Here is a 25,694-nt window from a genome sequence, read left to right on the forward strand (position 1 = left end):
CGGGCTTAACAGCCCTTTAACTTAAAACTCTCGATAAACCTTAGCGAAAAAAGTGGAATTCCGTAACCACGCCGGCCTTGGCCGGCGGGCTCCGGCAGTTGCGTGGTGGAGAGTACAATGACCCGGTTGGTTGCGCGTGCGCTGGCACTGATCGTCGCAGGCTGGACGACTTCGGCGGCGTCGGCCGACCTCAACTACGGATCGCCCTATACCGTCCATCAGCCGCTCAACGCCTATAGCTGGGCCGGCCCCTACCTCGGCGGCAACATCGGCTATGGCTGGGGTTCGGTCGAGAACAACCCGACCAAGCCGTCCGGCTTCGCCGGCGGCGTGCAGGCCGGCTACAATTTCCAGAACGGCACCCCCTGGGTGTTCGGTATCGAAGCCGATATCCAGGGCTCCGCCGCGGACGATCGGTTCGCGCCCTGGAAGTTCTCCAACCCGTGGTTCGGCACGGTGCGCGGCCGCGCCGGCTATGCGGTCAACAACGTGCTGTTCTACGTAACCGGCGGTCTCGCCTTCGGCGAGCTGCGCGGCGAAACCTTCGGCATTTCGGAGACGCATACCAATGCGGGCTTCACCGTCGGCGCCGGCGCCGAAATGGGCTTTGCCCCGAACTGGAGCGCCAAGATCGAGTATCTCTACGTCGATCTCGCCAACAGCAACTTCACGATCACCGGCGGCGCGTCGAACGGCTACAGCTTCAGCCTGGTTCGCGCCGGCATCAACTATCACTTCTGAGAACAAGAAAACGTCAGATATCAACTCCCGGCCGCGCGTCGCGCGGTCGGGTTTTTCTTTGTGCTGATGACGTGGACATCATGCGCAGCTGCACGCACGCCGCGGCGCTCGCGAAGCCAATCGCGCCGCACGTGTCGGTTATGCGGGCACCGCCAGTCGCGTCCGCATCATGCAGATGGTCAAGCAGCGAGCGCGAGCCCCGCGCTCGGCGGTCAACTCACACGCAACGCTTCATTTGGCGTTCATCACGAGCCGCGCGCCGCGAGCGCTCCTCATGAAACCACCAGGTTGACCGCCTTCGGGCCCTTGCCCTTCTTGTCCGGTTCAACCTCGAACGTAATGCGCTGTCCTTCAGTCAGGTCCTTCAATCCTGCACGCTCGACAGCTGTGATGTGAACGAACACATCACGGCCGCCATCGTCAGGTTTGATGAAGCCGTAGCCACGCTCTCCGTTGAAGAACTTGACTGTCCCAGTCATGGCCATCGGGAAAACTCCTCCCCCGTATTGCTCCACCGCTACGCGCACGCCGCGTAGCGGTTGACCGACATTCGCTTGTCGGAAGCTTGGCCACCTGAACAGGCCGGTGTCACGCCGCCGGTCTGCCTGGATTTATTTCGGCCTTGTCACTCCGCCGCAACCATTCGCGGAAGCGGAACGTAAAGCCAGTCGTAACAGGATGAGCATAATACGGTTCCGCGCGCGTTGCCTACGATCAATTCGAACTTTTCAGTGGGTGCTGCGGATTACGCCTTGAGCGTCTCGAGTCTGAAGCGGCCAGCGCCGCCTTGACCGAGCGGCTTCTCGAGTTCGGGCAGGATGATCTTCAGCTCACCTGCCAACGTCCACGGCGGATTCACCATCAAAAGGCCGGTGGATACGAGGCCGCCGTCGGTTTCTTGCGGTGCCACACTGAATTCCAAACGCAAGCATTTGCCGGCAGGCCGGCTTGTTGCTGCCGCTGCAGCGACGCTGTGCGCGAGCTCGTCGGTGACCCTCCGGGATTTTACGGGGTACCACAAAAGATACGCGCCAGTCGGCCATTTCGCGAACGCTTCAGTGAAAGCACGGGCCAGTCGTTCGAACTCATCCTTTGCCTCGAACGGTGGATCGATCAGCACCAGACCGCGCCGCTCGTTCGGCGGCACGAATGCGGGCAGCGCCGTCCAACCATCGAGATCGACGACGCGCGCTTGCGCGTCACGCCGCAACGCATCGATCAGTTGCTTGCGCGCCGTCGGTTCGATCTCGCAGGCGGTGAGGCGGTCTTGCGGCCGCAGCAGCGCACGCGCGATCAGCGGCGAACCGGGATAGGTTTTCAGTTCGCCTCTCGAATTGAATGCCCTGACGATGTCGAGATACGGCGCGATCAGCGGCAGCGCCTTGTCGGAGAGTCGCGCCTGCATCAGCCGCGCGATGCCGGTGAGCCATTCGCCGCTGCGCTGCGCTTCGCTCGATGTCAGGTCATAGAGCCCGGCGCCGGCATGGGTGTCGATGACGCGGAACGGCGCCTGCTTTTCCTGCAGATAGGTGAGCATGCGCACCAGCACGATGTGCTTGATGACATCGGCAAAGCCGCCGGCGTGAAAGGCGTGACGGTAGTTCATGGGATAGCAATTACCACGTCATTGCGGGGGGAGCGACTTGTCCGCCGAAGCTCGGGGAGCGTAGGCGGAAGCAATCCATCTCACCACGAGAAAGTATCGATTGCCTCCGCCTTCGCCGAGGCTGCGGCGGACAAGTCGTCGCTTCAGCGCAAAATTGCCCTGCAATTTTGTCGCGAGTTGCTCGCAATGACGGGAAGCGATGGGCTGGAGCATGTTCGGTTCTGATTGAGATCAGAACCGAAGCTCCAGCTTCCTGTTTTGACGCATTTTCTTCACGCGAACCGGTGCCCAGTTCGCTCGAAAACGCGCTAGCCGCCGCGAACCGGCGGCATCAGCACCTGATCACGGCGACAGGCGCGGCGGTCGGTTTCCTCGCAGGAACGGAATTGCAGGTCCTTGCTGAGGCAGATCCGCACCTCGCTGAGCCGCCTGCTGTCGCAGGTCACCGCGATCGCCGAGCTGCTGAGTCCCGGATTGACCTTGATGAACGCCGCCTCCAGCTCGTCGGGCGCGATCGTCTTCGGCTCCGACAATTGCAGGAATTCCTCGGGGATCTTCACCGCAGCGCGGGCCTTGCGGATGGCTTCGAAATAGGCCCGCTCGCCGAGGCCGGAGCAGGTGCCGTGCTTGTCCCACTCGTTGTAGATCAGCCCGGGCGCCGGCATCAGGTCGAGCATCGAGGTCATGATGTTGCGGGCGAGCCGCGGCGAGGGCCGCTGGCAGTATTCGGGAAAGCCCCGCTCATATTGCGGCCACAGGCCGTGGACCACGAAGGAATACGGCCGCCCGCTGCACTGGGCCTGCGTGCCGCGGCCATTGTTGCCGCGCTCGCTCGCCGCCTCGCAGAACGAAGGCGACCACGACAGCGACAATACGTAGAAATCGAACTCACCCGGCGCATTCTGGCGGCGATCCTGGGCCGAGGCCCCCACCGCACCGCATAGAACAAAGGCAATCGAAATCAGAAGTCGGGAAATTGTGACCAACCGCGGCATCAAACGCTCCCCTCACTCGACCGCCCGGAGCCTAGCAGGCCACCGGAACATTTCAAGAACAGAAGCCGCCGTCTGAATGGCGGCGGCTTCTGCTGTCAGCAATCTGGTCGGAGATCAGGGCCGGGCGGCCTTGCAGGACGGGTTGTAGGCCCAGTTGCGATCGAGGCCGGTCACGCACCATTCGACGCCCGGGCTGAGGCTGAGAGAGTCGCTGACACCGGCAAAGCCGCCGTCCTCGATGATCGAATAGTGTACGCCGCGCACCTTGCCGTCGCTCAACATCACGTCGCCCGAGCAATAGCGGCGCGGAATATTGTCGGCCTGCCAAGGGCGGAAGGCGGTTTCGTGGATCCGGTTGAAGCCGGTGATCACGAGCGGCGAATTCCAGAAAGTGGCTTCCTTTTCCTGGAATTGCTCGCTGATGACCCTCAGCGCCCTCTCGCAGGGCGCCACATTGCCGTCATAGCGCGGGCCGGACAGCCAGAAATTCAGCTCGAACGGATTGGCGGCCTCGGCCGTACCCCCGAAAGCCAGCAGGCCGACCACGAGTGCGGCGCCGAGGCCAAGCTTTTGGCCGAGTTTATTGCGGGAGTTGAACAGGTTGCGCATGGGAATCCACCCGATGATCCGATGCGCGGACGGTGCCGCGAAGCCCCGGCAAGGTCAAGTGCAGCGCGGCAACACCTGCAGAGAAGTCCACTTCTAGCGGCCGGCTCGTTCTTTTCACGGTGGCCGGCGCACTCTATGTTGCTTCAAGCGAAATGGAGTCTGCGATGCGAAGGAAATTGGCCGCGTGCCTGGTTGCCGTTTGCGGGATGCTGGCCGTTGTACCGGCGCGGGCCGATTGGTTGCAGCCGGTGCCGCCGTTCAAGGGCAATGATACCGGCGGTATTATCGCCTATACGCTGGCGGTCCAGAGCGACGCCCGGCAGCTCGCCGTCGATCACTGCGCCTCCTACGGCAAGGTGGTGAAGTTCCTTGCGGTGCAGCGCTATCCGGGTGGCTATCTCTCCTTTGCCTGCCGCTGGGTGCCCTACGGCGCGGCCGAGAGGCCGGTGCGCACGCTCTACTGAGCGCGCCGCTCCATTCTCCGATCGTTCAGCCGGGAGCTCACCGCATGACCCGACAGCTTGCCTTGCTTGGTTCGGCTGTTTGCCTCGTCTTGTCCGCCGGCGCCGCAAGTGCCGTCGACCTGCCGACCCGCAAGGCCGGTCTTTGGGAGATGAAAATGCTGCGCACCGGCGGACCGATGCCCGAAATCACCATGCAGCATTGCACCGACGAGACCACCGACAAGGAAATGAGCGCGGCGGCATCGCCGATGGCCAAGGAAGTCTGCTCCAAGCAGGATATCCAGAAGACCGCGACCGGCTATGTCAGCGATTCCGTCTGCAGCGTCGCCGGCATGACGGTGCAGAGCCACGCCGAGATCGTCGGCGATTTCAATTCCGCCTACACGGTCAAGAGCACCTCGCATTCCGAGGGCGGCGCGGCGGGCACCCGCGACACCACGATGACCATCGAGGCGAAATGGCTTGGCGCCTGCAAGGCCGACCAGAAGCCCGGTGACATCGTCATGCCCGGCGGCATGAAGATGAACGTCAAGGACATGGAAAAGCTGAAGGGCCTTGCCCAAGCAGAAGTAGGGCGCAGCGCACTGACGTCGCGCGCCTGAATGTATCGCCTCTCATCTCGAGAGGCTGTGACGCTTTGCACCACCTCCATTGCGAGGAGCTCGCAACAAAATTGCAAAGCAATTTTGCGCTGAAGCGACGACTTGTCCGCCGAAGCTCGGCGAAGGCGAACGCGATCCAATTCGCAGCTTGCTTGTCGAGGAGCGATGGCTGCTTCGCGCAGCCGAACATCGCGCGCGTTCGCCCGCCCCGTTAGATGCGATGACATGGATAGCGCGCATCACTTGCGAGGTGCTGGCCTTGATCGCGCGCGAAAATGCCAAGGGCATTGCAGGACGAAATCAACATCATTGAACGATCGCCGCGTGCCTCGCGCTCGAGCAATCTAAGAAAGCGAAGACGCGCATCGAATTCTTCGCGCTGCAAGCGTGCTGCGACTACATGTCGTTTTGAATCGCTCCAGTGTTGCGCATCTTGAATCGTTCCAGTGTTTCGCATCGTGCGCGCTTCAATGGATTCTATTTTGCGCGTGTGGAATTTCGCTCAACCCGCCGATAGAAGTCCGCCCCAATCGATGCCCGCTGAGTTGCGAACACGCGGCTCGATCACGATCAACTGGGGCAGTGTGGGGATTGTTTGGTGGGAATGGCTTCGTCGCGGGGCAAGCGCGGCTTGCTCGGATCAACGGCTGCGATCAATGCGGCGTTTCTCGGTTCGGTGTTGCTTTTACCAGTGGGAGCAAACGTCGCCAACGCTCAGGCGCAAACCAGTGCTCCGCCGAACAATGTAAGCGTGCTCCCTCGGGTGACGGTGGATCAACCTGATGCGGCAAAGAAGCGCGGCGCCGTCGCTTCAAGTCAGCGCGCCAGGACTTCGCGCACGGCCGCGGCGAACCAGCGCCGCGATGCGGCGCCCGTTCAGAGCCAGGCTCCGCGGGCGCAAGGCGGCGGAGGCGATCGGCGTGACGACCGGATACGTGGCAACCAACAGCACCGCCGGCACCAAGACCAACACGCCGCTGCTCGAAACGCCGCAATCGCTTTCGGTGGTGACGCAGAAGGAGCTCAGGGATCGCAACGTTCAGACACTCAAGGACGCCGTCAACTACACGCCCGGCGTCACGACCACGGCATTCGGTTATGATCCGCGGTTCGATAGCTTTTACATCCGTGGCTTCGATGCGACCTACACGGGGATCTATCGGGACGGCCTGCGCCAGGGTGGCGGCAACTTCGCCATTCCCAAGATCGAACCCTACGGTCTCGACAGCGTGTCGATCCTCCGTGGTCCCGCCTCGGGTCTCTACGGTCTCGGCTCTCCGGGCGGCATCGTGGATGTCACCACGAAGCGGCCGACGTTGACGCCGTTCGGCGAGGTGCAGTTGCAGGCCGGCAATTATGACCGTTACCAGGGCAGTTTCGATATCGGTGGTCCGGTGCCCGGCAGCGATCAACTGTGCTACCGGCTGACGGGTTTGCTCCGTGATGCGAAGACCTGGTATCCCGGCAATGACGACGATCGTGCCTACATCGCGCCTGCTTTTACCTGGCGGCCGGACGCCGATACGTCCTTCACCATCCTGAGCGAATATCAAACCAGCCGCACCGCCGCGAGCATCGGCAATTTCCGCACGGCTGACGGACAATTGACCAACATCTACTCGAATGATCCGGCCTTCAGCGCCATGGACCAGAAGCAGTATCGCATCGGTTACGCGTTCGAGCACAATGTCGACGACGTGTGGACGGTGCGGCAGAATTTCCGCTTCTATCAGGTCGACGTGGACGCGAAATACACCCAGATCGATTCCATCGACTATGGGACCAATCTCGCGTCGCGTTCCGCCTGGCGGATCCTCGATAGTTTCAACACCGTGACCCTCGACAATCAGGCCGAGGCCAAGTTCATGGTCGGCGCGATCAGGAACACGGCGCTGTTCGGCGTTGACTACGGCCACTCCTACTACAACGACAAGATCGGCTACGGAGCGGCACCCGATCTCAATCTCCTGACCATGAACTACGGCGCCCAGGCCATCGCGACGCCGGCATTCTCGATCTTCAACAAGCAGTCGACCGACGAGGTCGGGGTCTACGCTCAGGAGCAGGCGAAGCTCGGCGGCTTCGTTCTGACACTCAATGGCCGTCAGAGCTGGGTGTCGCAGACGACGACCGCGGGTCTGGACGGCGTGCCGTCAACGCAAAAGGCGACAGCCTTTACAGGCCGCGCGGGCCTCAGCTATGTCTTCGACAATGGCCTTGCGCCCTATGTCAGCTACGCGACGGCATTCAGCCCGCAGGTCGGCGTCGACGCATCGGGATTGCCGTTCAAGCCGACCACCGGCGAGCAGACGGAAGCGGGCATCAAGTACCAGATGCCGCACGTTCCGGTGCTGCTGACCGCCGCGGTGTTTGACATCACGCAGGACAATGTGCTGCGCACCGATCCCAACAACATGGCATTCCAGGCGGCAACCGGTCAGGTCGAATCGAAGGGCGTGGAGCTCGAGGCGAAGCTCGCGCTCAAGCAGGGATTCGATCTCACCGCTGCCTACACCCATCTCAACGTGGTGATCACCCAGGGCAATCCCGATACGACCGGCCATGAGCTCTCCGGCATTCCGCGGAATTCCTTCGCCGCCTTTGGCAAATACACGTTCCAGTCCGGTGTCCCCGTCGAAGGGCTCGGGCTCGGCCTGGGTGTCCGTTACATCGGGACCAACTTCGGCAACGACCAGAACACGTTCCAGAATGCGGCGACAACGTTGTTCGATGCCGTGATCGATTACGATCTCGGCAAGCTGGACCGGCGATTGCTCGGAGCCACGATGCGGCTGAACGCGACCAACCTGTTCGACAAGCACTATCAGACCTGCCAGTCCGGCTATTGTTATGCCGGCGAACGGCGTCAGGTCATCGGCACCTTGTCCTATCGCTGGTAGCGGCCATTCCTGAGCTTCGAGCCGAAGGCAGAGCTTTGCTACACCGGCACCCGCACCGCCGCCCGCAAGCCGCCCATCGGGCTTTCGCTGAGCAAGATGTCGCCGCCATGCGAGCGGGCGATGTCGCGGGCGATCGCAAGGCCAAGCCCGCTGCCGCCCTCGTCCTGGTTGCGCGCATCGTCGAGCCGCAGGAACGGCTTGAACACTTCCTCGCGCATCGCGGCGGGGATGCCGGGCCCGTCGTCGTCGATCGTGACGTTGAGATAGCGATGGTCGCGGTGGCCGGTGATCGAGATGGTGTTGGCGTGGCGCGCCGCGTTGGAGACAAGGTTGCCGAGGCAGCGCTTGAACGAGGCCGGCTTCACCGTGACGACCGGCAGGCCGTGGAATGCGACGGTTGCGGTGTGGCCGTGGCGCTCGGCGTCGCTGCGCAATTCCTCAAGCGCCAGCGCCATGTCCGTCGGCTGCGCGACCTCGCCGGAATCGCCGCGCGCAAAGGCGAGATAATCCTCCAGCATCATCGACATCTCGTCGACGTCCTTGCGCATCGCGTCGATCTCGGGGCCTTCGCCGATCAAGGCGAGCTCGAGCTTGAAGCGGGTCAGGATGGTGCGCAGATCATGCGAGACGCCGGCGAGCATGGCGGTGCGCTGCTCGATCGAGCGCTCGACGCGCGCCTTCATCTCGATGAAGGCCTGCGCCGCGCGCCGCACCTCGCGCGCGCCGCGCGGCCGGAAGTTCGGCGCTTCGCGGCCCTTGCCGAAACTTTCGGCGGCGTCGGCAAGCCGCAGGATCGGCTTGATCTGGTTGCGCAGGAACAGCACTGCGACGATCAACAGAATCGTCGAGGTGCCGAGCATCCAGAAGATGAAGATCTCCGAATTGGAGGCGTAGGCCGCGCTGCGCTGGGCGAAGATCCGGATCACCGAATCGTCGAGCTGCACGCGGATCTCGACCAGGTTGGACTTGCCGACGGTGTCGATCCAGAACGGACGGCTGATCTGGCGGCCGAGCTGCACCGAGAGCGTCTGGTCGAGCAGCGAGAAGAACGGCTTCGGTCCCGGCGGCGGCATGTCGCCGGTGGGGAGGAAGTCGACCACCAGCTGCAGCTTCTGGGCGATGCGGCGCAGCTGCGCGCGATCCTTGTCCTGCGGATAGGTCTTGTAGACGTCGATCAGCGCGGCAATGTCGGATACCACCGCGGCCGACAGCCGCCGCGTCACCGTGTTCCAGTGCCGCTCCATGAACACGAACGCGACCACGGTCTGCAGGATCACCATCGGCACGATCATGATCAGCAGCGCGCGGGCGTAGAGGCCGGTTGGCATCCAGCTCTTGAACGCATTGCCCATCCAGCCGTTCGCCTTCGAGACGCGCTGCGAGGCGTTCTTGATCAGGGTCAGGCCGGTGTCGAGCGTGCTCATGGCTGCATCTTACGGCGAGGCCACCAGGCGATAGCCGATGCCGCGCACCGCCTGCAGGAACAGCGGATTGGCGGGATCGTGCTCGATCTTGCGGCGCAGGCGGTTGATCTGCACGTCGACCGCGCGCTCATTGACGGTGCCGCCAGAGGTCAATTCGGCGCGCGGCACGGTCTCGCCGGGCGCGCTCGCGAGGATGCGCAGCATCTCGCGCTCGCGATCGGTGAGATGGATAATTTCCTCGCCCTGGCGCAGCTCGCTGCGCTCGATGTGGAAGATGTAGGGGCCGAACGCGATCTGCTCGACGGTTACGACCTGCGGCGGCGTGGTGCGCTTGAGGATATTGCCGATGCGAAGCACGAGCTCGCGCGGCTCGAACGGCTTGGCGACATAATCGTCGGCGCCGATTTGCAGGCCCTCGATGCGGGCTTCCGCCTCGTGGCGGGCGGTCAGCATGATGATCGGCACCGTCGAGGAACTGCGGATGAAGCGGGCGAGGTCGAAGCCGTTTTCGCCAGGCATCATCACGTCGAGGATCAGCAGGTCGAAATGCAGCCCGAGCAGCTTGGCACGGGCGTCGGTGGCGCTCATCGCCGTGGTGACGCGATAGCCCTCGCCGGACAGAAAGCGCGACAACAGGTCGCGAATACGCCGGTCGTCGTCGACCAAAAGGAGATGCGGTGCGTCGTCGGCCGGCTCGGCCGGTGTCCGCAGCATGGTTGCAGCCTGCACCAGGTTCACTCCCTTGTTTTTTTGCCGACGCCGAAGATCGCTTCGAGCACCTTGTCGGGATCGTCGCGGTCGATCATCGCGCGGAGGAACTGGCGAACGGTCTCGACGCCGGCCGGATCGATCCCGGCGATCGCGCGGTTGATGCGGTCGGTCTGCAGTCCAGCGAGCTTGGCGACCAGCGCCTCGCCCTTCGGCGTGGCGTAGAGCAGGCGCTGCCGGCGGTCGTTGTTGCCGGTCTTCTGCACGATGTAGCCCTCGTCCAGCAGCTGCTTGAGCACGCGGCCGAGCGATTGCTTGGTGATGCGCAGGACGTCGAGCAGGTCGGCAACCTTCAGGCCGGGATAGCGGGTGACGAAGTGGATGACGCGGTGGTGGGCGCGGCCGAAGCCGAACGCATCCAGCTCCTGGTCGGCGTCGCCGACAAAGTCGCGGTAGGCGAAGAACAAGAGCTCGATGATGTCCCAGCGCAGGTCGCGCCCGCCCGCCGCGGGAGCGTGGTCGTCTCCCTGCGAATCGGGCTTGGCAGCCATGCCTGAGAAATTTATGTCAGTCATATTGACGTATCTTGGGTTCAATGTTACAAAACTGCCTGTCACGACGAAACATTAGGTCGTTTTGTCTTCGACAGCGTTTGAGGCGGCCTGAAAGAGCCTGTGAGGCGGTTTGGACCGCAAATTGGACTACCGTGCGATTGTCGAGCGGCATTTCGGCAAACATACTGGACTTCAGCATTCCGCAAAAGCATGTCTAAACGGCATGTTGGCGCAGGCAACCGGCCGCAGGGCCGGTGGTGGTGAAGTTCGGGCCAAGCCGAGCCGGGAGGCTCCGGGGGAAACAGGCCGGCGCCGGACATTGCGTCGGTTCCGACAGCGGAAAGCAAGAAAAATGACTTTGAACTTCGACATCCAGCCTTCGCCGAATGCGACGCCCGACAAGGACCGCGCGGCCAGGCTCGTGGACCCAGGCTTCGGCCGGGTCTTTACCGATCACATGGCGATCGTCCGCTACAGCCAGGGCAAGGGCTGGCACAGCGCGCGCATCGAGGCACGCGCGAATTTCCCGCTCGATCCGGCCGGCGCGGTGCTGCACTACGCCCAGGAGATTTTCGAAGGTCTCAAGGCCTACAAGCGCGACGATGGCGGCGTGAACCTGTTCCGTCCCGACGCCAATGCCCGGCGCTTCCATAATTCGGCCGAGCGCATGGCGATGGCGCCGCTGCCCGAGGACGTGTTCATCGACGCGGTCGAGCAGCTGGTGCGGATCGATCGCGCCTGGATCCCGGGCGGCGAGGGCAGTCTCTATTTGCGGCCCTTCATGATCGCGAGCGAGGTCTTCCTCGGTGTGAAGCCGTCGGCGGAATACATCTTCTCGGTGATCGCTTCGCCGGTCGGCTCCTACTTCAAGGGCGGCCCGGCGCCGGTGTCGATCTGGGTGTCGGAAAATTACACGCGCGCCGCGATCGGCGGCACCGGCGCAGTCAAATGCGGCGGCAATTACGCGGCAAGCCTGCGCGCGCAGGCCGAGGCGATCGATCGTGGCTGCGACCAGGTCGTGTTCCTCGATGCGGTCGAGCGCCGCTATATTGAGGAGCTCGGCGGCATGAACGTCTTCTTCGCGTTCGACGACGGCTCGCTGCTGACGCCGCCGCTCGGCACGATCCTGCCCGGCATCACCCGCGACTCGATCATCGCGCTTGCCAAGGATGCCGGCACCCGCGTGCGCGAGGAGCCCTACACGATCCAGCAGTGGCGCACTGATGCCGCGAGCGGCAAGCTGAAGGAAGCGTTCGCCTGCGGCACCGCGGCCGTGATCTCGCCGATCGGCAAGGTGTGCTCGGCGAGCGGCGACTTCCAGATCAGCGGCGGCGCGGCCGGCCCGGTCGCGATGGGCCTGCGCAAGAAGCTGGTCGACATCCAGTACGGTCGCACCAACGACCCGCATAACTGGATCAGAAACGTCCAGTAATTGGCGCCTACTCGATACCGCCGGATATGTTATTTGGCGTCATTCCGGGATGGTCCGCCGGACCAGACCTCAGATGCGCAATTGCGCATCGGGGAATCTCGAGATTCCGGGTTCGCGTCTTCGACGCGCCCCGGAATGACGGCGGACGAATAGACTGCACCGGTTGCCGCCTTGCGCGCCGGCTGGTAAACGGCCGCTCATGGCCGAGAAACCCAAAAAACCCCAGAAACTGAAGGCGCGCCTGCCGCGCGGGCTGGAAGATCGTGGCCCCGCCGCGATCAATGCCACGCGGCAGATGGTCGAGAAGATCCGCGCCGTCTACGAGCTCTACGGCTTCGAGCCGGTGGAGACGCCGGCGATGGAATATACCGACGCGCTCGGCAAGTTCCTGCCCGACCAGGACCGTCCCAACGAGGGCGTGTTCTCGTTCCAGGACGATGACGAGCAGTGGATCTCGCTGCGCTACGACCTGACCGCGCCGCTCGCGCGCTATGTCGCGGAAAACTTCGACGCGCTGCCGAAGCCCTACCGCTCTTATCGTTTCGGCTACGTGTTCCGCAACGAGAAGCCGGGTCCCGGCCGCTTCCGCCAGTTCATGCAGTTCGATGCCGATACGGTCGGTTCGGCGACACCGGCGGCCGACGCCGAGATTTGCATGATGGCGGCCGACACGATGGAAGCGCTCGGCATTCCGCGCGGCTCCTATGTCGTGAAGGTAAACAACCGCAAGGTGCTCGACGGCGTACTCGAGGCGATTGGCCTCGGCGGCGATGAGAATGCGGGTCGTCGCCTCACGGTGCTGCGTGCGATCGACAAGCTCGACAAATTTCCGGCCGATGAGGTCCGCAAGCTGCTTGGTCCCGGGCGATGGGATGGCGGCGAAGAGGGCAAGGGCGACTTTACCAAGGGCGCCGACCTGAGCCCGGCAGATGCCGATATCGTTCTCGCCGTCACGCAGAAGCGCGACGATTGGAAAGAGGCCATTGCTGCGGCAGAGACCTACCTGGCGAAAAGTGAAGTGGGTCAGGCCGGCGTGAGCGAGCTTGAAGAGATCGCCAAGCTGGTGGCTGCGTCCGGCTATGGCGCGGATCGCATCCGCATCGATCCCACCGTCGTTCGCGGCCTCGAATACTACACCGGCCCGGTCTATGAGGTTGAGCTGCTGCTCGATACCAAGGACGAGAAGGGCCGCCCGGTGCGGTTCGGCTCGGTCGGCGGCGGTGGCCGCTACGATGGCCTCGTCTCGCGCTTCCGCGGCGAGCCGGTGCCGGCGACCGGCTTCTCGATCGGCGTGTCGCGCCTGCAGGCCGCGCTGACGATGCTCGGCCAGCTCGACACGCAGGCCGAGTTCGGGCCCGTCGTCGTCACCGTGTTCGACCGCGACCGCGTCGCCGACTACCAGAAGATGGTCGCCGAGCTGCGCCAGGCCGGCATCCGTGCGGAGCTCTATCTCGGCAATCCGAAGAACATGGGCAACCAGCTCAAATATGCCGACCGCCGCAATTCGCCCTGCGTGATCATCCAGGGCTCCGACGAGAAGGCGCGCGGCGAGGTGCAGATCAAGGACCTGATCGAGGGCGCCAAGGCTGCGGCCGCGATTGCCTCGAACCAGGAATGGCGCGAGACACGTCCCGCGCAGTTCTCCTGCGCAGAGACCGATCTCGTCGCCAAGGTCCGCGAGGTCCTGGCGCGTCATGACGTGGCTTGGGGCTGAGCTGGGGATAGCTGGATTGTCATGCGCGGGCTTGACCCGCGCATCCATCTTCAAAAGGATGGCGCGTCCGGCCAAGCCCGGTCAGCTGCAGTTTGCGCGTCAACAATAACAAGGGAGTTCTTCCAATGCCTGAGATCACCGTGAGCATGGCCGCCGGCCGCACCGACGAGCAGAAGCTCGGCATGATGCGCGACATCACCCAGGCGCTGGTGAAGAATCTCGGCGTCGATGCCGACGCGGTCGTGATCCAGATCAATGAAGCGCCGCTGCATCACAAGATGAAGGGCGGCAAGTCCTTCGTCGAGCGCGCCGCCGCGGCGAAGAAATAGTCCCTACCTCTCCACGGGTCGTCCCTGCCTTGTGCGCAATTGCGCTCAAGGCCGGGACGACAGTCTTCTTGAGGCGCTAATGGACGCACGCGACTTCATCAAGATCGGCATGAGCGCCGAGCGCACGCTCGTGGTGCCGCCGGAGCGCACGGTCGGGCATTTCGTGCCGGGCATGCCGATGGTCTATGCGACGCCGATGATGATCCTCGAAATGGAGATGGCCTCGGGCGACGCCATCCGCGGCGCGCTGCAGCCCGGCTGGGTCACGGTCGGCACCGAGGTCGATATCCGCCATCTCGCGGCGGCGCTGGTCGGCGCCACGGTGCGAACCACCGCGAAGGTGATCGCGGTCGAGCGCCGCGTGATCCGTTTCGAGGTCGAGGCCTTTGAAGGCCCGCGCAAGCTCGGCGAAGGCCGCCACGCCCGCGGCCTGATCAATGTCGAGAGTTTCAACAAAAGGCTTGGGGCGGCTTAGGCCAAATACTCCGCGTCATCCTGAGGTGCGAGCCTTGCGGCGCACTTGCGCCGCTGGGCGAGCCTCGAAGGATGGGCCACGGGCCGTGCACCCTTCGAGGCTCGCTTTCGCTCGCACCTCAGGGTGACGGGATTAACAGACGGCTACCTCGCCAATTCCTTTGAGCGCCGGGTCGCGGCCGCGATGGCGCGAGTCATCAGCGGCTGCATGCCATCGTTCGCCATCAGAACCTCGAGCGCAGCAGCCGTGGTGCCGCCGGGCGAGGTGACGTTCTGCCGCAACGTCGCCGACGGCAGATCCGAGCGATGCAGCAACTCGCCGGAGCCCGCGACGGTCGCCCGCGCCAGCGTGGTCGCAAGCTGCTCGGGCAGGCCGGCCGCGACGCCGGCGCGGGCCAGTTCCTCGGCGAGCAGGAAGACATAGGCCGGGCCGGAGCCGGAGACCGCGGTCACTGCGTCCATCAGGCTCTCATCGTCGACCCATTCGACGAGCCCGGTTGCCTTCAGCAGCGCATCGGTCGTGGCGCGCTGCGCGGCGGTGACGCGCTTTGACGGCACCGCGACCGTGATGCCGCGGCCGATCGCCGCCGGCGTGTTCGGCATCGCGCGCACCACCGCGCCGCCGACAACCTCTTCCAGCGCTGATATGGTCGTGCCGGCCATGATCGAGACCACCAGCGTCGAGGGGCCGACGAGCGCCTTCAGCGCGGCGCCGGCGTCGCGGAACGATTGCGGCTTCACCGCGACGACAAGCGTATCGACGGTGCCGAGATCCTTTGCCTGCGGATTGAGCCGCACGCCCTTTGCGGCGAGCGCGGAGATCTCCGGCGAGAGATACGGATCGATCACCGCGACGTGCTTGGGCGCGAGGCCCTGTGCGAGCCAGCCGGTCAGCATCGCGCCGCCCATCTTGCCCGCGCCCGCAAGCGCAATGGTGCCGGTCGTGCTTTTAAGTGCGCTGCTCGTGTTCACAGGCGTCTCCACAAACCCAGTGTCGTCCCGGCCTAGTGCGCGATTGCGCACGGGGAGCCGGGACCCATAACCACAAGCGGTTCTAGTGAGGCGAGCGATCGGCCACAAGCAGTTTGCGTAAGCTCCATGGCCGCGGAGTATGGGTCCCGGCTCCCCGTGCGCAATCGCGCACTAGGCCGGGACGACAGCGGGTTTATGGAAACGGCGGAGCGAAACCCTTACGCTTCGCCCTCGGTGTCGAACATCGCAGCCGCCATCGCCTCGGCGGTCGACTTGCCGGCCCACACCACGAACTGGAACGCCGGGTAGTAGCGCTCGCAGGCGTGGATTGCGTTGACCACCATGCTCTCGCATTGCGCGGTCGAGGCGGTGAGGCCGCCGGGCAGCACCAGCGCCTGACGGTGCATGACCATGCCGGTGTGGGTCCACAGGTCGAAATGGCCGACCCATAATTGTTCGTTGATCGCGGCAACCAGTCGCTGCACTTCGGCGCGTCGCGCCTGCGGCATCTTCATGTCGAAGGCGCAGGCGAGATGCAACGCCTCGATCTCGCCCATCCAGGTGAAGGAGAGCTGATAATCGATCCAGTCTCCCTTGGAGACGATCGTCACCTCGTCTTCGCCGGAACGCTCGAACGCCCAGTTGTTGTCGGTGGCGATATCTTCGACCACCGCAAGCGGGTTGTTCCGGGAATCGATAATGCTTTCGAGGAGGGACATGCCGTCTCGGACCTTGTTCTTATGATCGCTTGATACGCACACGGAAGCCGGCACCTGCGACATACTGCGTCGTGGCCGAGTGCAGTTCCTTGACCGGGCTTCCGGATGCTCCTGGACCTGACGCCGATGAAGTGATGTGATTTGCGGAATCCGCGCAACCGCACGCCGAGTCCGTCCACAGCCAAAGCGCGCATCGTCCACAGCTGATCTCCGCCACACTTGTGATTTTGCGAACAAATCGGAATCTTGGCGCGCGCGTAACGATTTGTTAACCATTTGCAGGCGCTTCGTCGCACGCGTGAATCAGCCTGCGAGCCCTCGCACCCTCCCTGCAAGAGCCGCATCGTGCTCATGGGGACATGCCGATTCCCCATGCCAAAGGACCTTGCCCGACTGTCGCGGTTTGGTCATATTTCGTCTCAGGCACGTCCATCTCGGGCGTGCCGATGTTCTCAGGGCGGGGTGAAAATCCCCACCGGCGGTAAGGGTGATGAGCCCAAGCCCGCGAGCGCCTTCTTCCGCGAAGCCGGGAGAAGGGTCAGCAGATTCGGTGCAATTCCGAAGCCGACGGTTACAGTCCGGATGAAAGAGAACGGTTGCGGCGGCCAACGCGATTTTCGCGTCGGCTCGTGTCGTTGTCCGTGTGCCCTGATTCTGGTCCTGAAAGAGGAAAGCCATGAATCAGATGTTGCAAGACCAAGACGTTCAAGCTTCTCAAGTCCAAACCTCCGAAGCAGATAGCGCTCCCGATACGCCGGCAATTCCGCCGGCGCCGGAGCATCCGCACTTCGCCAAGCCGCAGCGCGTCGCCTTCGTGCAGTCGTCCTGGCATCGCGATGTGGTGGAAGAGTGCCGCATCTCCTTCCTGAAGGAGATCGAGGCGCGCCACATCACCAATGTCGACGTGTTCGAGGTCCCGGGCTCGTTCGAGATCCCGTTGCACGCGCAGCTCCTGGCGAAGACCCGCCGTTACACCGCGATCGTCGCGGCCGGGCTCGTCGTCGATGGCGGCATCTATCGCCACGAATTCGTCGCCGACACCGTGATCAAGGCGCTGATGGACGTGCAGCTGCGCACCGAGGTGCCGGTGTTCTCGGCGGTGCTGACGCCGCAGCAATTCCACGAGACCGAGGTGCATTACGACTTCTTCCGCAAGCACTTCGTGATCAAGGGGATCGAGGTCGCCGAAGCCTGCGCCAACACGCTGCTCAGCCTGGAGCGTCTGCGCGGCCAGGTCGCGGCGGGGATCCCCGGCTAGGTCAGGCCTTCCAATCGTCTGATTGTCATTCCCACCGCCGCCTCTATAAAGTCGGCGGTGGGAGGAGGCCTCGCCGTGACGACGGCTTGGCCGAGACGATCATGTTCGAAGGACACGATCCTTATCTCGTCGCGCTCTCGGTGGTGATCGCGATTCTGGGAGGTTACACCGGTTTCGGCCTGGCCGCGCGCATCCGCGGCGGACCGGATTCCGCTCATCGCTTGTTGCTCGCGGGTGCAGCATTCTTTCTCGCGGTCGGCATCTGGACGATGCATTTCGTTGGTATGCTGGCCGCACCATTGCCGGTGGGCACTGTCTATCTGGTGTTGCCGACCATTATCTCCTTTCTGATCTGTGCACTGGTGGTCGGCATATCGCTGTTCTTCGTCAGCGTCGGCGAGCCGTCGATGCTCCGCGTTGTTTCATCGGCCGTGTTGCTCGGGCTTGGCATTGCCAGCATGCACTATGTCGGGATGCACGGGCTGTCCGGCGACTTCGCGATGGCGCACGCTCCGGGACTGGTTGTGCTCTCGATCGCGATCGCGATCGCCGCGGCCTATGGCGGGTTACGCGCATTCCTGGCGCGGCACGGGGGCGTCCAGTTGATGTTGAGTGCGGTGGCCTTCGGCTTTGCCGTCTCCGGGATGCACTACACGGCAATGGCCGGCATGCAAATAGCTCCATCTGGCGGCGAGGCTCATCACCACATGGATGGATTGGCGGCGTCGTCGCAGATGCTGTCGCTGGTCGTGACGTTGCTGTGCTTCGTTATTGCCGCAGGCTTCCTGCTGTCGTTGGTGCCTGATCCGCGGAAAACGGCCGTGGCAATTGCCAGCGCCGCCGGGGGAAGCTCCGATTCAGCCGAACTGGCGGGTGCCGCCACTGTTCAGGCCGATCCGCCGCTTCGGCCGACCCCCTTGGGTGGAATTGGCCAGCCGCCCCGCGCCCCGCCGGCACGTCGGCTGCCTCTAGAAGGGGCGGACGGCACCCATTTCATCGATGCCGCAGACGTTCGCAGCGTGACGGCGGATGCCCACTACACCAAGGTGCATGACGGGACCCGGGAGAGGATGTGCCCTTGGTCGATCTCGGAGGCCGAGGCGCTGCTCGATCCCCGCCTGTTTCTGCGTGTGCACCGCAGCCATATCGTGGCGATACCGCATGTGACCCTGGTTCGGAAGGAGGGCGATGGCGCGGTCATTGAACTGGACGGTCCGTCGCCACATCGCGTTCCGGTGAGCCGAGCCAAGATCGCTGAGGTGAAGGCCCGACTCGGGCTCGCCCGCCGCACCGCCTGAACGCCTCCCTGGCCCGATGGGACGTAGGCGCTGACGCATTTCGTGCGCATCGGACGGCATTTCGTGCGAATTTTGCGTGCCCGTGCCGCATTTGTTGCGGGCGAATCCGCGCCCAGCCAGCCTCCCTCCAACGTCCGCCGGACCCTAAGGGCCGCAGCACGACATGGAGGAAATGATGATTCCCGGCTCGTTCAGCTATCACCGCCCGGCGACGCTGGCTGACGCGGTGAAACTGCTTTCGACACTTGGCGATGAGGTTCGTCCGCTGGCTGGTGGCCACAGCCTGGTTCCGATGATGAAGCTGCGGCTGGCTGCCCCCGAGCACTTGGTCGACCTGCATGACATCGCCGACCTGAAAGGCGTTCGTCGCGAAGGCAGCAAGGTCCTGATTGGGGCCATGACCACCCAGCACGACTTGCTTACCTCCGTCGAGATCGCCCAATCCATCCCCATTCTGCATGAAGCCGCGCTTCTGATCGCTGATCCTCAGGTCCGGTACCGTGGCACCGTGGGCGGTAATGTCGCCAATGGCGACCCGGGCAACGATATGCCGGCGCTGATGATGACGCTTGGCGCGACCTATCATCTTGAGGGGGCGCATGGCGGTCGTGAGGTTGCAGCCGCCGATTACTATCAGGGGGCCTATTTCACAGCGATCGAGCCAGGCGAGCTTCTGACCTCGATCTCCATCCCGGTCCCCCCCGCGAGTCACGGCTACGCCTACGAGAAGCTGAAGCGGAAGGTCGGGGACTACGCCACCGCTGCCGCGGCGGTGGTGCTCACGATGTCCAGCGGCAAGGTTGCGACCTGCACGATCGGACTGACCAATCTTTCGGAAACGCCGCTACTGGCCGATGCCGCCGCCCAGGTGGTGATCGGCACCAGCCTCGACGCAGCCACGCTCAGGAAGGCTGCGGCCGCGGCGGAGGCGATCATGGCTCCAGCCGCGGATGCGCGGGGGCCCGTCGAATACCGCAAGCACGTCGGCGGCATCATGGTGATGCGAGCGCTGCAGCGCGCCGCCGCCAATGCGGCCTGAGGAGGGACCAGATGGCAAAGACGCATATCACGATGCAGGTGAACGGCGCCGAGGTCGAAGGCCTCGTCGAACCACGTACCCTGCTGGTGCACTTCATCCGCGAGAACCTGCAGATGACCGGCACCCATATTGGCTGCGAGACCACGCATTGCGGCGCGTGCACGGTTGATATCGACGGCATGTCGGTGAAGTCCTGCACCATGTTCGCGATACAGGCCAACGGCTCCGAGATCATCACGATCGAAGGCATGGCGAACCCCGACGGCTCGCTCTCGGCGCTGCAGGAAGGCTTCCGCATGATGCACGGTCTGCAATGCGGTTTCTGCACGCCGGGCATGATCATGCGCGCGCATCGGCTCCTGAAGGAGAATCCGTCGCCGACCGAGCAGGAGATCCGGATGGGTATCTCCGGCAATCTCTGCCGCTGCACCGGCTACCAGAACATCGTCAAGGCCATTCAATACGCCGCAGCCAAGATCAACGGCGTGGAATTCCGGGAGGCCGCAGAATGAACGATATGACTCCCACGCGGGAACAACGCAGCGCTGCGCTCGAAGGTATGGGTTGCAAGCGCAAGCGGGTCGAAGACATCCGCTTTACGCAGGGCAGAGGCAATTACGTCGACGACGTGAAGCTGCCGGGCATGCTGCATGGCGATTTCGTGCGTTCGCCGCATCCGCATGCGCGCGTCAAGTCGATCGACGATTCCGAGGCGTTAAAGGTGCCGGGCGTGCTCGCGGTCATCACCGCCGAGACGCTGAAGACGGTGAATCTTGCCTGGATGCCGACCTTGGCAGGCGATGTGCAGATGGTGCTGGCCGACGGCAAGGTGCTGTTCCAGAACCAGGAGGTGGCCTTCGTCGTCGCGACGGACCGCTACGCCGCCGATGACGGTGTCAACAAGGTCAAGGTCGAGTACGAACCACTGCCGCCGCTGATCGATCCTTTCAAGGCAATGGACGCAGATGCACCGGTGCTGCGCGAAGATCTCGCCGGCAAGACCACCGGCGCCCACGGCCCGCGCAAGCACCACAATCACATTTTCGAGTGGACCGTCGGCGACAAGGACCTGACGGATGCCGCCTTCAAGAAGGCCGAGGTGACGATCAAGGAGATGATCTCCTACCATCGCACCCATCCGTCGCCACTCGAGACTTGCCAGTGTGTCTGTTCCTTCGACAAGATCAAGGGTGAACTGACGATCTGGGGCACCTTCCAGGCGCCGCATGTGATCCGCACCGTCGTGGCGTTGATCGCAAAAATTCCCGAGCAGAAGATCCACGTCATCGCGCCCGACATCGGCGGCGGCTTCGGCAACAAGGTCGGGGCCTATCCGGGCTATATCTGCGCCGCGGTCGCCTCCATCGTCACCGGCAAGCCGGTGAAATGGGTTGAAGATCGCATCGAGAACCTCACCGCGACGTCGTTCGCGCGCGACTATCACATGACGACGGAAATCGCCGCGACGAAGGAGGGCAAGGTTACGGGGTTGCGCGTCCATGTGCTGGCAGATCACGGCGCATTCGACGCCTGTGCCGATCCGTCGAAATGGCCGGCCGGATTCTTCAACATCGTCACCGGGTCGTATGACTTCCCGACCGCGCATCTCGCGGTCGACGGCATTTACACCAACAAGGCCCCGGGCGGAGTTGCCTACCGCTGCTCATTCCGTGTCACCGAGGCGGCCTACTGCATCGAACGCGCGATGGATATCCTGGCGCAGAAGCTGGGGATGGATCCGGCCGAACTTCGGCTGAAGAATTTCATCAAGCCGGAGCAATTCCCTTATCACTCGGCGCTCGGCTGGGAATATGACTCCGGCGACTACCACACCGCGATGCGCAAGATGATGGAGTCGGTCGACTACGCCGGCTTGCGCAAGCAGCAAGCGGAGCAGCGCGCGGCGTTCAAGCGCGGCGAGACCCGCGAGATCATGGGTCTCGGCGTCTCCTTCTTCACCGAGATCGTTGGCGCCGGCCCATCGAAGAACTGCGATATCCTCGGAATCGCGATGTTCGACTCGTGCGAGATACGCATGCATCCGACCGGTGCAGGCATCGCCCGGGTGGGCACCAAGAGCCAGGGCCAGGGGCACGAGACGACCTGGGCACAGATCATCGCCACCGAGATCGGTATCCCCGCCGACAACATCATGGTTGAGGAAGGCAACACGGACACTGCGCCTTACGGCCTCGGCACTTACGGCTCGCGATCGACGCCGGTCGCTGGCGCCGCGATCGCGATGGCCGCGCGAAAGATCAGGGCCAAGGCGCAGATGATCGCGGCCTACAAGCTTGAGGTCCACGAGGACGATCTCGAATGGGACATCGATGGCTTCCGCGTCAAGGGCCTGCCCGAGAAAGTCATGTCGATGAAGGATATCTGCTGGGCCGCGTACAATTCGGTGCCGCCCGGCATGGAGCCGGGGCTGGAGGCGGTCAGCTACTATGATCCGCCAAACATGACCTATCCGTTCGGCGCCTATATCTGCGTGATGACCATCGATGTCGACACCGGCGTGTACAAGGTCAAGCGCTTCTATGCGCTCGATGATTGCGGCACGCGGATCAACCCGATGATCATCGAGGGCCAGGTGCATGGCGGCCTCACCGAGGCGTTTGCGATCGCGATGGGACAGGAGATTCGCTACGACGCCGAGGGCAATGTCGTCACCGGCTCGTTCATGGACTTCTTCATGCCAACCGCGGTCGAGACGCCGCATTGGGAGACGGATTTTACGGTCACTCCGTCACCGCATCACCCGATCGGCGCCAAGGGTGTCGGTGAAAGCCCGAATGTCGGCGGCGTGCCCGCGTTCTCAAACGCGGTCAACGACGCATTCTCGTTTCTTGGCTCGACCCACATCCAGATGCCGCATGATTTCTGGCGGAACTGGTTGGCGGCGAAGAACCTCGGCGTGTTCGCTGCCCCATGAAGACCCGTGACGAGATCGCGCGCGCACTCGGCGACTCCGGCTATATCGCCGACGGCGAGCTCGCGATTGCGATCGCGCTGATGCAACAATTGCGGCGTCCGCTTTTGCTGGAAGGCGAGGCGGGCGTCGGCAAGACCGAGGTCGCCAAGGCCCTGGCGGCCGTTCACGCTACCGAATTGATTCGCCTGCAGTGCTATGAGGGGCTCGACCAGTCCGCGGCACTCTATGAATGGAACTACCAACGGCAATTGCTGTCGATCCAGGCGCACCGCGGCGCCGATGCGGATGCGGTCGAGGACCAGATCTTTTCCGAGAAGTATCTCCTCGAGCGGCCATTGCTCGCTGCGATCCGCCGAGAGAGGTCGCCGGTTTTGCTGATCGACGAGATCGATCGCGCCGACGATGAGTTCGAGGCATTTCTGCTTGAGCTGTTGTCCGATTTCCAGGTCACGATACCCGAACTCGGCACCATCAGGGCGACTGCAATACCTCATGTCGTGCTGACGTCGAACGGTACGCGCGAGCTCTCGGATGCGCTGCGTCGCCGTTGTCTCTATCACTATGTCGACTATCCCGACGTCGACCGGGAAGCGCGCATCATCACGACGCGGCTCGAAGGTACCAGCGCCTCGTTGGCCCTGCAGATCGCACGCATGGTCGAGTGCATCCGGAAAGAGGAATTGCGAAAGGTGCCCGGGGTCGCCGAGACCCTCGATTGGGCCGCTGCATTGGTCGGGCTCGAGGTGAAGGATCTGCACGATGCGCCCGAGACCGTGCACGAAACCCTGATGTGCCTGCTCAAGACGCAGGAAGACAAGGCGCGGGTCTCGCGCGAGGTCACGCAACGTTTGCTGGGAAGGGTCGCATGAGTTGCTGCGGCGCACCGCCCGATCTTGACGACATCAACGAGGTGTCCCGTCTCGTGTCCCGCAAGCTCGCGGCGTTTCTGCGGACCCTGCGGGATGGCGGCTTCGCCGTCGGTCTTGCCGAGGGCCAGGACGCCGCCGCCCTGATGGCTGCGGGCTACGCAGCACGGCCGGGCCTGCTGCGTTCGGCACTCAAGCATCTGTTTTCGACGCGCAAGGCCGATTGGGACAGGTTCGACGGAATTTTTGATGCTTTCTGGCTCGGCAAGCGGGTGCGGTCGCGTTCGATCACGACGGGCGCCGCGAAACCCGCGAACAATCCGTCGCTGAAAAGTCTGCCCAACCAATCGGCCGAGCCCCGAGCCGGTGCCGACACGGCGATCGATCAGATTCCCTCGGTTGATGGGGTCGAAAACGAACGCTCGGGCGATGGGCGCATGGAAGGCGCGTCGCGCGCGGACAATCTCGCCGAGGTGGATTTCCGCAATCTGGCCGATCCGCAGCAGGTTGAGCTGGCCCATCTCGCTGCGGCGCAGCTGGCGCGCGTCATGCGCACCCGGCTGACGCGGCGCGATCTGGCGCGTCGCCGAGGCTATCGTCTGGATCTGCGTCGCACAATTCACGGCAACATCAGTCACGGCGGCGTGCCGCTCAGTCTGGTGAGACGCCAGCGCAAGCCGAAGCCGTTACGCCTGGTGGTCCTGCTCGATGCCTCCGGCTCGATGAGCATGTACACGGGCGTTTTCCTCCGCTTCATCCATGGCGTGCTCGATGAATTTCGTGAGGCCGAAGCGTTCCTGTTTCACACCAGGCTGGCTCACGTTTCTGACGCGATGAAGGAGAGGGATGCCGGCCGCGCCCTCGACCGGCTCTCGATCATGGCGCAGGGAGCGGGTGGCGGCACCAGGATCGGCGAGTGTCTGCAGACATTCAATCGTTGGCACGCGGCGCGCGTGGTTCATTCGCGCACTTGTGTGATGATCGTTTCCGATGGTTACGAGACGGGCGATGCTGAATTGCTCGGCCGCGAGATGGCGGCGCTTGGCCGGCGTTGCCGCCGTATCGCCTGGCTCAACCCGATGATGGGATGGCAAGGTTACGCGCCGGAGGCGCGCGGCATCAAGGCGGCGCTGCCGCATGTCGATCTCTATGCGCCGGCCAACACGCTTGCGAGCTTGACGGCGCTCGAGCCCTATCTGGCGAGGCTTTGATGGGCGTGCATGTCGAGATCATGGATCTGGTCGCGCAGCTGAAGGCCGCGGAGCAGTCGTTCGTATTGGCGACCGTCGTTCGGACGGTCTCGGTGACCGCGGCCAAGGCGGGGGCGAAGGCGATCATCCGTCCGGACGGCACGATCGTGGCGGGCTGGATCGGAGGAGGGTGTGCCAGAGGAGCGGTCCTGAAGGCGGCGCGCGAGGCGTTGATCGATGGCGAGCCGCGCATGGTCTCGGTGCAGCCGGAGAATTTGCTCGCCGAACTCGGCGTGAAGGCTGGCGAGAGCAGAGACGGCGTGCGCTTCGCCTCGAATATGTGCCCGAGCAAGGGGACGATGGACATTTTCGTGGAGCCGGTCGTGCCGCATCCCTCGCTGGTCATCCTGGGCGCAAGTCCGGTCGCGCTGTCGCTTGCCGCCCAAGCGCGCCAACTCGGCTATCACGTGACGCTTGCCGCACCCGCGTCCGACCTCATTGTCCCGCCGGATGCTGATGTGATCTTCGACGGTTTCGAACCCAAAGATCTCCATCAGGCTCGTCGCTTCGTCGTGGTCTCGACCCAGGGCAGGGGTGACGAGATCGCGCTGAAGATGGCGGTCGCGATCGACGCCGCCTATCACGCCTTCGTCGGCAGCAAACGCAAGATGGCGGCGTTACGCAACAAGTTGATTGCCGACGGTCTTGAGGCTGCCGTGATCGATCGCGTGAAGGCGCCGGCCGGGCTCGATCTCGGTGCCATCACGCCGGAAGAAATCGCGATGTCGATCCTCGCCGAAATCACCATTGAACGCCGCCGTGGCCAGCGTTCCACCGGTTCCATTGCAGGGAGGTAAGCCGCAAC

General features: G+C 63.6%; 27 protein-coding genes and 1 riboswitch. Of the genes, 17 read left to right on the plus strand and 10 right to left on the minus strand.

The window, feature by feature from the left end; all coding sequences use genetic code 11:
* Window positions 1–117 precede the first annotated feature (117 nt).
* Entirely contained in the window at window positions 118–741 is a 624-nt protein-coding gene (locus HAP54_RS21290) for an outer membrane protein (RefSeq protein WP_166303570.1), read from the plus strand.
* Window positions 742–1,013: 272 nt separating this feature from the next.
* On the opposite strand, the gene HAP54_RS21295 is transcribed toward HAP54_RS21290, so the two are convergent.
* On the minus strand, window positions 1,014–1,226 hold the full coding sequence (locus tag HAP54_RS21295; protein ID WP_016844477.1) for a cold-shock protein: 213 nt from the start codon (window positions 1,224–1,226) through the stop codon (window positions 1,014–1,016).
* Between the two features lie 260 nt (window positions 1,227–1,486).
* Window positions 1,487–2,347, minus strand: coding sequence for a 23S rRNA (adenine(2030)-N(6))-methyltransferase RlmJ (locus HAP54_RS21300; RefSeq protein WP_166303573.1), 861 nt, complete (start codon window positions 2,345–2,347; stop codon window positions 1,487–1,489).
* On the opposite strand from HAP54_RS21300, the gene HAP54_RS21305 reads away from it, so the two are divergent.
* Window positions 2,294–2,572 carry a hypothetical protein gene (locus HAP54_RS21305; RefSeq protein ID WP_166293492.1) on the plus strand — a complete coding sequence of 93 codons (279 nt, stop codon included), beginning with the start codon at window positions 2,294–2,296 and terminating at the stop codon, window positions 2,570–2,572. The genes HAP54_RS21300 and HAP54_RS21305 overlap by 54 nt on opposite strands.
* An 83-nt stretch (window positions 2,573–2,655) precedes the next feature.
* Here HAP54_RS21305 and HAP54_RS21310 read toward each other — a convergent pair whose 3' ends face one another.
* Both HAP54_RS21310 and HAP54_RS21315 read right to left on the minus strand, forming a co-directional pair.
* Window positions 2,656–3,342: a ribonuclease T2 family protein gene (locus HAP54_RS21310; RefSeq protein WP_224741843.1), complete on the minus strand. Its 687-nt coding sequence runs from the start codon at window positions 3,340–3,342 to the stop codon at window positions 2,656–2,658.
* 114 nt (window positions 3,343–3,456) lie between these two features.
* On the minus strand, window positions 3,457–3,951 hold the full coding sequence (locus HAP54_RS21315) for a hypothetical protein (RefSeq protein WP_166303576.1): 495 nt from the start codon (window positions 3,949–3,951) through the stop codon (window positions 3,457–3,459).
* A gap of 164 nt (window positions 3,952–4,115) precedes the next feature.
* Between HAP54_RS21315 and HAP54_RS21320 the strand changes: the two genes are divergently transcribed.
* Together HAP54_RS21320 and HAP54_RS21325 are read left to right on the plus strand one after the other, a co-directional pair.
* Window positions 4,116–4,415: a hypothetical protein gene (locus tag HAP54_RS21320; RefSeq protein WP_166303579.1), complete on the plus strand. Its 300-nt coding sequence runs from the start codon at window positions 4,116–4,118 to the stop codon at window positions 4,413–4,415.
* Window positions 4,416–4,459: 44 nt separating this feature from the next.
* Window positions 4,460–5,017, plus strand: a complete 558-nt coding sequence (locus HAP54_RS21325; protein ID WP_166303581.1) for a DUF3617 domain-containing protein — start codon at window positions 4,460–4,462, stop codon at window positions 5,015–5,017.
* Between the two features lie 211 nt (window positions 5,018–5,228).
* On the opposite strand, the gene HAP54_RS21330 is transcribed toward HAP54_RS21325, so the two are convergent.
* Complete coding sequence (locus HAP54_RS21330) at window positions 5,229–5,474, minus strand: hypothetical protein (protein ID WP_166303584.1); 246 nt, start codon at window positions 5,472–5,474, stop codon at window positions 5,229–5,231.
* A gap of 406 nt (window positions 5,475–5,880) precedes the next feature.
* Here HAP54_RS21330 and HAP54_RS21335 point away from each other — a divergent pair, with 406 nt between their 5' ends.
* The gene (locus HAP54_RS21335) at window positions 5,881–7,917 is read left to right on the plus strand and encodes a TonB-dependent siderophore receptor (protein ID WP_224741842.1); all 2,037 of its coding nucleotides are present in this window, start codon (window positions 5,881–5,883) and stop codon (window positions 7,915–7,917) included.
* Window positions 7,918–7,955: 38 nt separating this feature from the next.
* On the opposite strand, the gene HAP54_RS21340 is transcribed toward HAP54_RS21335, so the two are convergent.
* The 3 genes from HAP54_RS21340 to HAP54_RS21350 are packed head-to-tail and all read right to left on the minus strand — an operon-like array spanning window position 7,956 to window position 10,624.
* A complete protein-coding gene (locus tag HAP54_RS21340; RefSeq protein ID WP_166303587.1) occupies window positions 7,956–9,341 on the minus strand; it encodes an ATP-binding protein in 1,386 nt (461 codons plus the stop codon).
* A gap of 9 nt (window positions 9,342–9,350) precedes the next feature.
* Window positions 9,351–10,055: a response regulator gene (locus HAP54_RS21345; protein WP_414645783.1), complete on the minus strand. Its 705-nt coding sequence runs from the start codon at window positions 10,053–10,055 to the stop codon at window positions 9,351–9,353.
* A gap of 20 nt (window positions 10,056–10,075) precedes the next feature.
* Window positions 10,076–10,624 (minus strand): MarR family winged helix-turn-helix transcriptional regulator, encoded by a 549-nt coding sequence (locus HAP54_RS21350; RefSeq protein WP_414646210.1) that lies wholly within the window; start codon window positions 10,622–10,624, stop codon window positions 10,076–10,078.
* 331 nt (window positions 10,625–10,955) lie between these two features.
* Here HAP54_RS21350 and HAP54_RS21355 point away from each other — a divergent pair, with 331 nt between their 5' ends.
* The 4 genes from HAP54_RS21355 to HAP54_RS21370 all read left to right on the plus strand — a co-directional run bounded on the left by HAP54_RS21355 (window position 10,956) and on the right by HAP54_RS21370 (window position 14,553).
* Window positions 10,956–12,035: a branched-chain amino acid aminotransferase gene (locus HAP54_RS21355; RefSeq protein WP_166303590.1), complete on the plus strand. Its 1,080-nt coding sequence runs from the start codon at window positions 10,956–10,958 to the stop codon at window positions 12,033–12,035.
* A gap of 199 nt (window positions 12,036–12,234) precedes the next feature.
* The gene (gene hisS / locus HAP54_RS21360) at window positions 12,235–13,749 is read left to right on the plus strand and encodes a histidine--tRNA ligase (protein ID WP_166303593.1); all 1,515 of its coding nucleotides are present in this window, start codon (window positions 12,235–12,237) and stop codon (window positions 13,747–13,749) included.
* Window positions 13,750–13,874: 125 nt separating this feature from the next.
* Window positions 13,875–14,078, plus strand: coding sequence for a tautomerase family protein (locus HAP54_RS21365; RefSeq protein WP_018269806.1), 204 nt, complete (start codon window positions 13,875–13,877; stop codon window positions 14,076–14,078).
* 79 nt (window positions 14,079–14,157) lie between these two features.
* On the plus strand, window positions 14,158–14,553 hold the full coding sequence (locus HAP54_RS21370) for a thioesterase family protein (protein ID WP_166303595.1): 396 nt from the start codon (window positions 14,158–14,160) through the stop codon (window positions 14,551–14,553).
* Window positions 14,554–14,696: 143 nt separating this feature from the next.
* Here the strand turns inward: HAP54_RS21370 and proC are convergent, their stop codons facing one another.
* Both proC and HAP54_RS21380 read right to left on the minus strand, forming a co-directional pair.
* Complete coding sequence (proC, locus tag HAP54_RS21375) at window positions 14,697–15,524, minus strand: pyrroline-5-carboxylate reductase (RefSeq protein WP_166303597.1); 828 nt, start codon at window positions 15,522–15,524, stop codon at window positions 14,697–14,699.
* 218 nt (window positions 15,525–15,742) lie between these two features.
* Window positions 15,743–16,243 (minus strand): YbjN domain-containing protein, encoded by a 501-nt coding sequence (locus HAP54_RS21380; protein WP_029081955.1) that lies wholly within the window; start codon window positions 16,241–16,243, stop codon window positions 15,743–15,745.
* Between the two features lie 444 nt (window positions 16,244–16,687).
* A riboswitch (FMN riboswitch) is annotated at window positions 16,688–16,841 on the plus strand.
* 78 nt (window positions 16,842–16,919) lie between these two features.
* Between HAP54_RS21380 and HAP54_RS21385 the strand changes: the two genes are divergently transcribed.
* From HAP54_RS21385 to HAP54_RS21420, 8 genes are all read left to right on the plus strand, one after another.
* Window positions 16,920–17,501, plus strand: coding sequence for a 6,7-dimethyl-8-ribityllumazine synthase (locus HAP54_RS21385; RefSeq protein ID WP_166303600.1), 582 nt, complete (start codon window positions 16,920–16,922; stop codon window positions 17,499–17,501).
* A 101-nt stretch (window positions 17,502–17,602) separates the two neighbouring features.
* Complete coding sequence (locus tag HAP54_RS21390) at window positions 17,603–18,799, plus strand: MHYT domain-containing protein (protein ID WP_166308216.1); 1,197 nt, start codon at window positions 17,603–17,605, stop codon at window positions 18,797–18,799.
* Window positions 18,800–18,974: 175 nt separating this feature from the next.
* Complete coding sequence (locus HAP54_RS21395) at window positions 18,975–19,838, plus strand: FAD binding domain-containing protein (protein WP_166308219.1); 864 nt, start codon at window positions 18,975–18,977, stop codon at window positions 19,836–19,838.
* An 11-nt stretch (window positions 19,839–19,849) separates the two neighbouring features.
* A complete protein-coding gene (locus HAP54_RS21400) occupies window positions 19,850–20,350 on the plus strand; it encodes a (2Fe-2S)-binding protein (protein WP_166303603.1) in 501 nt (166 codons plus the stop codon).
* Complete coding sequence (locus tag HAP54_RS21405; protein ID WP_166303605.1) at window positions 20,347–22,773, plus strand: aerobic carbon-monoxide dehydrogenase large subunit; 2,427 nt, start codon at window positions 20,347–20,349, stop codon at window positions 22,771–22,773. Before HAP54_RS21400 ends, HAP54_RS21405 begins: the two co-directional genes overlap by 4 nt.
* The gene (locus tag HAP54_RS21410; RefSeq protein ID WP_166303608.1) at window positions 22,770–23,642 is read left to right on the plus strand and encodes an AAA family ATPase; all 873 of its coding nucleotides are present in this window, start codon (window positions 22,770–22,772) and stop codon (window positions 23,640–23,642) included. Before HAP54_RS21405 ends, HAP54_RS21410 begins: the two co-directional genes overlap by 4 nt.
* Window positions 23,639–24,850: a vWA domain-containing protein gene (locus HAP54_RS21415; protein ID WP_166303611.1), complete on the plus strand. Its 1,212-nt coding sequence runs from the start codon at window positions 23,639–23,641 to the stop codon at window positions 24,848–24,850. The genes HAP54_RS21410 and HAP54_RS21415 overlap by 4 nt, the downstream gene beginning before the upstream one ends.
* Complete coding sequence (locus tag HAP54_RS21420; protein WP_166303613.1) at window positions 24,850–25,686, plus strand: XdhC family protein; 837 nt, start codon at window positions 24,850–24,852, stop codon at window positions 25,684–25,686. The genes HAP54_RS21415 and HAP54_RS21420 overlap by 1 nt, the downstream gene beginning before the upstream one ends.
* Window positions 25,687–25,694: the final 8 nt, after the last annotated feature.

The organism is Bradyrhizobium sp. 2S1, from assembly GCF_011516625.5.
In the GTDB taxonomy this organism is placed as follows: Bacteria; Pseudomonadota; Alphaproteobacteria; order Rhizobiales; family Xanthobacteraceae; genus Bradyrhizobium; species Bradyrhizobium septentrionale.

Bases quoted from the DNA above. Each gene is read 5' to 3' on its own strand.
- HAP54_RS21350 (WP_414646210.1), bottom strand. From the start codon at position 10,624: ATGACTGACATAAATTTCTCAGGCATGGCTGCCAAGCCCGATTCGCAG.
- HAP54_RS21385 (WP_166303600.1), top strand. From the start codon at position 16,920: ATGAATCAGATGTTGCAAGACCAAGACGTTCAAGCTTCTCAAGTCCAA.
- HAP54_RS21355 (WP_166303590.1), top strand. From the start codon at position 10,956: ATGACTTTGAACTTCGACATCCAGCCTTCGCCGAATGCGACGCCCGAC.
- HAP54_RS21290 (WP_166303570.1), top strand. From the start codon at position 118: ATGACCCGGTTGGTTGCGCGTGCGCTGGCACTGATCGTCGCAGGCTGG.
- HAP54_RS21420 (WP_166303613.1), top strand. From the start codon at position 24,850: ATGGGCGTGCATGTCGAGATCATGGATCTGGTCGCGCAGCTGAAGGCC.
- HAP54_RS21390 (WP_166308216.1), top strand. From the start codon at position 17,603: ATGTTCGAAGGACACGATCCTTATCTCGTCGCGCTCTCGGTGGTGATC.
- HAP54_RS21315 (WP_166303576.1), bottom strand. From the start codon at position 3,951: ATGCGCAACCTGTTCAACTCCCGCAATAAACTCGGCCAAAAGCTTGGC.
- HAP54_RS21405 (WP_166303605.1), top strand. From the start codon at position 20,347: ATGAACGATATGACTCCCACGCGGGAACAACGCAGCGCTGCGCTCGAA.
- HAP54_RS21300 (WP_166303573.1), bottom strand. From the start codon at position 2,347: ATGAACTACCGTCACGCCTTTCACGCCGGCGGCTTTGCCGATGTCATC.
- HAP54_RS21410 (WP_166303608.1), top strand. From the start codon at position 22,770: ATGAAGACCCGTGACGAGATCGCGCGCGCACTCGGCGACTCCGGCTAT.
- HAP54_RS21295 (WP_016844477.1), bottom strand. From the start codon at position 1,226: ATGGCCATGACTGGGACAGTCAAGTTCTTCAACGGAGAGCGTGGCTAC.
- HAP54_RS21370 (WP_166303595.1), top strand. From the start codon at position 14,158: ATGGACGCACGCGACTTCATCAAGATCGGCATGAGCGCCGAGCGCACG.
- HAP54_RS21365 (WP_018269806.1), top strand. From the start codon at position 13,875: ATGCCTGAGATCACCGTGAGCATGGCCGCCGGCCGCACCGACGAGCAG.
- HAP54_RS21310 (WP_224741843.1), bottom strand. From the start codon at position 3,342: ATGCCGCGGTTGGTCACAATTTCCCGACTTCTGATTTCGATTGCCTTT.
- HAP54_RS21340 (WP_166303587.1), bottom strand. From the start codon at position 9,341: ATGAGCACGCTCGACACCGGCCTGACCCTGATCAAGAACGCCTCGCAG.
- HAP54_RS21335 (WP_224741842.1), top strand. From the start codon at position 5,881: ATGCGGCGCCCGTTCAGAGCCAGGCTCCGCGGGCGCAAGGCGGCGGAG.
- hisS (WP_166303593.1), top strand. From the start codon at position 12,235: ATGGCCGAGAAACCCAAAAAACCCCAGAAACTGAAGGCGCGCCTGCCG.
- HAP54_RS21380 (WP_029081955.1), bottom strand. From the start codon at position 16,243: ATGTCCCTCCTCGAAAGCATTATCGATTCCCGGAACAACCCGCTTGCG.
- HAP54_RS21400 (WP_166303603.1), top strand. From the start codon at position 19,850: ATGGCAAAGACGCATATCACGATGCAGGTGAACGGCGCCGAGGTCGAA.
- HAP54_RS21325 (WP_166303581.1), top strand. From the start codon at position 4,460: ATGACCCGACAGCTTGCCTTGCTTGGTTCGGCTGTTTGCCTCGTCTTG.
- HAP54_RS21345 (WP_414645783.1), bottom strand. From the start codon at position 10,055: ATGCTGCGGACACCGGCCGAGCCGGCCGACGACGCACCGCATCTCCTT.
- HAP54_RS21415 (WP_166303611.1), top strand. From the start codon at position 23,639: ATGAGTTGCTGCGGCGCACCGCCCGATCTTGACGACATCAACGAGGTG.
- HAP54_RS21395 (WP_166308219.1), top strand. From the start codon at position 18,975: ATGATTCCCGGCTCGTTCAGCTATCACCGCCCGGCGACGCTGGCTGAC.
- HAP54_RS21330 (WP_166303584.1), bottom strand. From the start codon at position 5,474: ATGCGAAACACTGGAACGATTCAAGATGCGCAACACTGGAGCGATTCA.
- HAP54_RS21320 (WP_166303579.1), top strand. From the start codon at position 4,116: ATGCGAAGGAAATTGGCCGCGTGCCTGGTTGCCGTTTGCGGGATGCTG.